5 protein-coding genes and 1 tRNA gene are annotated in these 5233 nt (G+C 44.4%); 2 read left to right on the forward strand and 4 right to left on the reverse strand.

What is annotated here, in order from left to right; genetic code table 11:
- Positions 1-142 precede the first annotated feature (142 nt).
- The 3 genes from AC5JMF_RS29070 to AC5JMF_RS29080 form a co-directional block, all read right to left on the reverse strand.
- Positions 143-1876 carry an Rqc2 family fibronectin-binding protein gene (locus AC5JMF_RS29070; RefSeq protein ID WP_495799180.1) on the reverse strand — a complete coding sequence of 578 codons (1734 nt, stop codon included), beginning with the start codon at positions 1874-1876 and terminating at the stop codon, positions 143-145.
- Between the two features lie 146 nt (positions 1877-2022).
- Entirely contained in the window at positions 2023-2847 is an 825-nt protein-coding gene (mazG, locus tag AC5JMF_RS29075) for a nucleoside triphosphate pyrophosphohydrolase (protein WP_495799176.1), read from the reverse strand.
- A 136-nt stretch (positions 2848-2983) separates the two neighbouring features.
- The gene (locus AC5JMF_RS29080; protein ID WP_495799177.1) at positions 2984-3544 is read right to left on the reverse strand and encodes a metal-binding protein; all 561 of its coding nucleotides are present in this window, start codon (positions 3542-3544) and stop codon (positions 2984-2986) included.
- A 112-nt stretch (positions 3545-3656) separates the two neighbouring features.
- Between AC5JMF_RS29080 and AC5JMF_RS29085 the strand changes: the two genes are divergently transcribed.
- Positions 3657-3729: transfer RNA gene (locus tag AC5JMF_RS29085), tRNA-Val, on the forward strand.
- A 104-nt stretch (positions 3730-3833) separates the two neighbouring features.
- Positions 3834-4448, forward strand: coding sequence for a hypothetical protein (locus AC5JMF_RS29090; RefSeq protein ID WP_495799178.1), 615 nt, complete (start codon positions 3834-3836; stop codon positions 4446-4448).
- A gap of 268 nt (positions 4449-4716) precedes the next feature.
- Here the strand turns inward: AC5JMF_RS29090 and psaK are convergent, their stop codons facing one another.
- Positions 4717-4977 carry a photosystem I reaction center subunit PsaK gene (psaK, locus tag AC5JMF_RS29095; protein WP_495799179.1) on the reverse strand — a complete coding sequence of 87 codons (261 nt, stop codon included), beginning with the start codon at positions 4975-4977 and terminating at the stop codon, positions 4717-4719.
- Between the last annotated feature and the right edge of the window lie 256 nt (positions 4978-5233).

Consider the following 5233-nt stretch of genomic DNA (forward strand, 5'->3'; position numbering starts at 1 on the left):
GTTAGCGAAGCGGTAGCGAGGTACGAGCGTCAGCGGTAGCGAGTCCTCGATAGCGGTAGCGAGGTACGAGCGTCAGCGTAAAGCCTACGGCATAGCTTCGCTTAGAGCGACGCAGGAGCGTCGCGTCATTACGAATTACGAATTACGAATTCCCAACGACAACTAACTGCGGTTGTCCCCAAAGGATGCTCTCTTGTTTATAAATGGCGATTCCTGGTTTGGCTCCTTTGGGTTTGTAGACGTGCTTGGGCTGAGTATATACTATTGGCACTTGGTCACTTTGGCGAGCGCGACTGTAATAAGCAGCTAGGTTAGCGACAAATTTTAAATCAACCTCTTCTGGTACAGTACCGGGTTCTAGACGGAGTAGTACATGGCTTCCGGGAATTTCTTGGGCGTGAAACCACAAGTCATAATCTCCAGCTACTCGAAAGGTCAATTGGTCATTCTGGCGATTGTTGCGACCGATTAATACTTCAAAGCCGCTGGGAGTGCGATGACGATAGAAATTGGTGCTGGCGGTTTCGTTTGAAGTGCGACTGCGGTATTCTAGAGCTTCGAGATACTTTTGCCCAATCAGTTCATCGCGGATTTCTTCTAGGGCTTGTAAATCTTCTGCTGTTTGGTATTTATCTATTTGAGCGATTGCAGCTTCAACTTGTTCTAAATACTCAATTTCCCCTTGTACTTCAAGAAATAGCGGTTCTATGGCATTGCGGGCGCGTTTGAGCTTTTGGTGCTGTTTGTAAAGTCTTTGGGCATTTTGAACTGCATTTTTATCTGGTTGCAGAGCGATCGCAACTGGTTTACCTGTATCAAAGTCTGGTAGGGTAATTTTCTGCATTCCTGGCTGCCAATTTTGCAAGTGGGCCATTAACAAATCAGCTTTTTGTCGATACTCATCGGCTTGATCTGATTGCTGCAAGCGTTCTTCAAAGGTGCGAGCTTTAAGTTGCAGTTTTGCCAGAATATTATTTAATTTCTGAATCAACTGATGGCGTAGTTGGGAAAATAACTGTTGATTTAGCTGGTCAGTATAATAACGGTTGAGTAACTCTTGAACATCGTTGGCTTTAGCACCTGCACCCCAACCCATGACTGTATATCCTTCTACAGTCCAGGCTGGTTGAAATTGCTCAGATTCTAAGGCTTGTAGCCATTCTTGCCACCGCGCAAACAACCTTTGCCAGTCATCAGGAGTGAGGGTATCGGTGGTTGTTTCTGGTGCGATATTTGCTGCTAACAGCATTGACTCAAGTAGTGCAGCACTTAAACCACTGTAACTTTTCAACAATTGCTGCTTAATTGCACCTGGTACTAAGCTTACCCGTTCTTGCCAGCGTTCTTGGGTTTCGCTCAAATTGGGAACAGTACCAGTTAGTTTCGGTGGTGTTTCGTAAGGTTGTCCGGTGAGTATGGGGCGAACGCGAGATTGTTGCTGACTAACTTGATGGGCAGCAGTGATAATCAAGTTACTTGCATCAGTGAGGATGACATTACTGTATTTGCCCATGATTTCTGCATACAGGTGATACAGCGGGCTTTCTCCAGGACGACGGGCAAATTGTAAATCGATCACACGTTCCCAAGGAGCGATCGCTTCAATTGCTACCAATGCCAAACCACCCAGTTGATGTATTAATTGTTGGCTGAAAGTAAAAGTATCTGGTATTCGTGGTGGCGGATCACCAAGATAGATATGAGTAGCTTGGGGATGCCAGGAAATTTCCAGCCAACCCCGCTGTTTGACGGTACGCAACGCTATAGCAATAGTGTAGCGATCGCGCTGATAAACTTGTTCTAAACGGGAGGGAAGCCAATTAGCGCGTAATTCGCTACAAGCAGCTTTTAAAGTAGTAAAGTCAACTGGTTGCACAAAAGTTAGATGCGAAAAAGGGAACAGGGAATAGGGGGATGAGGGGGATGAGGAGGATGAGGGGGATGAGGAGGATGAGGGGGATGAGGGAGTAATTTTCTCCGCGTCCCCGCGTCCCCGTGTCCCCGCGTCCTCTTTCCCATTCCCTATTCCCCATTCCCTAACTGGGCTTTTGCCTGTTGCCAAAGGGTTTCTAACTCATCCAAACTGTAATCTGAAAGGGGACGGTCAACAGCTGCCTCCATTTTTTGTAATCGCTGGACAAATCGCTGATTTGTACCCTGCAAAGCATCACTAGGATCAAGATTATACCAACGAGCAAGTTGCAGAACTGCAAATAGTAAATCACCTAGTTCCGCCTGTTGTCGTGCTGGTGTTTCTTGGGCTAAAGCCTGTTGAAACTCGCCCAACTCCTCATGAAACTTAGCCCATACTCCCTCGATATTTTCCCATTCAAACCCTACAGCGGCAGCTTTTTGGGAAATTTTCATCGCCGCCATTAGTGGGGGAAGGGTACGTCCATAACGACTGAGTTTCATACTAAGTTGTTGATTTTCTGGTGATAGTTCTTTTTTTTCCGCAGCCTTAATTTGTTCCCAGTTTTGCCGCACCTCATCTACACTTTGCACCGACACATCACCAAACACATGAGGGTGACGGCGAATCAACTTTTGAGAGATCCCTTGAGCGACTGCTTGCAAAGAAAATTGTCCGTACTCACTAGCAATTTGAGCTTGCAGTACCACCTGTAATAATAAATCGCCCAACTCTTCAGCGATCGCCTCTTGCTCTCCACTCTTGATCGCGTCCACCACCTCATAAGCTTCTTCAATTACATAGGGTATCAGCGTTTCGGGTGTTTGTGCCAAATCCCACGGACAACCACCATTAGGCGATCGCAACTTTGCCACCACCTCAATTAACTCTTGCAAAGCTACTAAAGTATCACTTTGTACTGTGTCATTTGTCATTTGTCATTTGTCCTTTGGAATGGGGACGCGGGAACACGAGGACGCGGGAACGCGAGGACGCGGGAACGCGAGGACACGGGGACGCGGGGACAGGGAGAAAATTACTCCCTCATCTCCCTCATCTCCCTCATCTTCCTCATCTCCCCCTACCCCTTTTAACTTTACGTTTCTTAATTTTTACACGAGGTAGTAAACCCCGAACCCCTTGCTTTTGAAACCGCTTATATGCCGAACCACCCCAATCACTCAGAGAATGACTCATTGCACCGAGTTCTAATCCCAACAAGAGAGCCACACACTCAATATCGTAATGCAAGAGAGATCGCCCTAAGTCTTGCCAATTGAAAACAACATTCCACCATCGTGCAGCAACAGCTAAAACGATAACAGCTAGCAAAACTAGCCAGCAGCCTAGATAAAGCACTCTGAGCGTTGTTCCGATGATTGGCCCGTGGGATAAAAAAGAACGATGCCGGAGACTTTTTTGATAAGGTAGCCAAATCCAGCGCAAGAAACCCCAGCGCTGGTATTGAACAGAATAAATATCTAAGTCGGGGCCGAACATTAGTCCTCCAAACATAAACCCGCCAGCAACTAATAAAGTCACACTGCTACTGCGAGTTTGCCAGAGAGTTATGCCCGCCACGAACGGCAGAGCATACATAGTAATGCGATCGTGCGTTCGGCCAGAGGGCATCCTGAGTGCTAAGTCTTGAGTACTGAGTGATTATAAGCGAAAAAATATTTTTCCCAAAACACTAGCGCAATCATCAGATGTTTTGCTATACTGCTTAATCGTGAGACAAAACGGGTGGTTAGCTCAGTTGGTAGAGCGCCTGCCTTACAAGCAGGATGTCACTGGTTCGAGTCCAGTACTACCCATATCTGAAAAAGCCGTCAAGCGACGGCTTTTTTGTTGTCAGCATGTGTACATTAGTCCTGCCTTATTAATTCTAAAAAATTATTAATAATTACGAGGTAGAGGGATGGCTTACAGTGATTTCAGCCTTGCTAAAGTTAAAAATAATTTTGGCTTAACTTTAGATGAAAGCCGTAATTTATTTTCTGACACCAAACCAGTATTACCATCTGCTACTTTAAAAACTCTTTTGAGTGATTATATTCCGCTAGCAACATCTATCTCGACTGAAAAAGCCAGGTCGGAATTTTTAATTGCGCCAATCTTAGCAGAAACTAGACGGTTATTAAATAATCAAATTTCCCTTTTTTCTGGCAATGAATTTAATGTTGATGCTCGAAGAGGTTTACTAGGATTTTGTGATTATATCATCAGTGGTTCTAAAGAACAATTATATATTACTGCTCCTGTAACTATAATATTTGAAGCGAAAAAAGAAGATATTATTGGTGGTCTTGGTCAATGTGTGGCTGCAATGGTTGCAGCACAATTATTTAATCAAAGTAAAGGTAATGAAGTTGAATATGTTTATGGTTCTGTGACTACTGGAACTAATTGGAAGTTTTTATTTTTAGAAGGCACAATTGTTTATATTGATGAGATTGAATATTATATTAAAGAAGTTGATAAGATTTTAGGTATTTTGCTACAACCTTTTCAGCCTGTTTTGACTGCTGTTTAATTATCAGAACGGAAAAAGTTCAGATCGCAGGTTTCCCCCTGGTGACTTTGCGCTCAATCCCCATTACAAAACTTAATTACGCGCTTCGCAGCGGTAGCGACACAGGAGCGTCGCGTCATTACGAATTACGTTAGCGAAGCGGTAGCGAGTCCTCGAGCGTCATTACGAATTACGAATTACGAATTATATAAAAGAGCCAGAGAATTATTCCCTGGCTCATAGCTGGAGACAAAAGACTCATCAACTAAAGACTGACTTTGGTAAAACCTTAGAATCTACCCAAGTTATGTAAGCCTAAGATAATGCCTACACCTAAGATATGACCAAAGGCAGTAGTTGCCAGCAACGCAGGTAAGCCAAAACCCCCAAACAGGTTAGGTGAGGGTAAGCTTGGTTCTGCGCTAGGATACTGGATTGTTGATTTGCCAAAGGCGATAGCGGCGATATTGGCGAGAATCATAATCAGTCCAATTGCGGGACTCCATTCCAGGGGTGTAGTTGCAGCAGCGAGTAAAGTCGAAGTTAACACCTGATTTGGCTCCTGAAATTTTTTAATGATTGGAAATATAATCTGAAAATTTCCGAAACCAATTCAAGAAAAAGCTCGATTTTGCATCAATTTTTAACAGTTATTCTTACTACTTAATAAAAGTGACTTTCTGTTGGGGTTTTTGGGGACACTTCGTTGAGCTTCAGTGCATCGCTGGGGAACTCGGGGCCCCCGCTCCCGGAGCTATCCATTAGTCGCATCTTTCTTAACATTGCTGTAAGTCAGACGCTGAGGG

The organism is Desmonostoc vinosum (assembly GCF_059505385.1).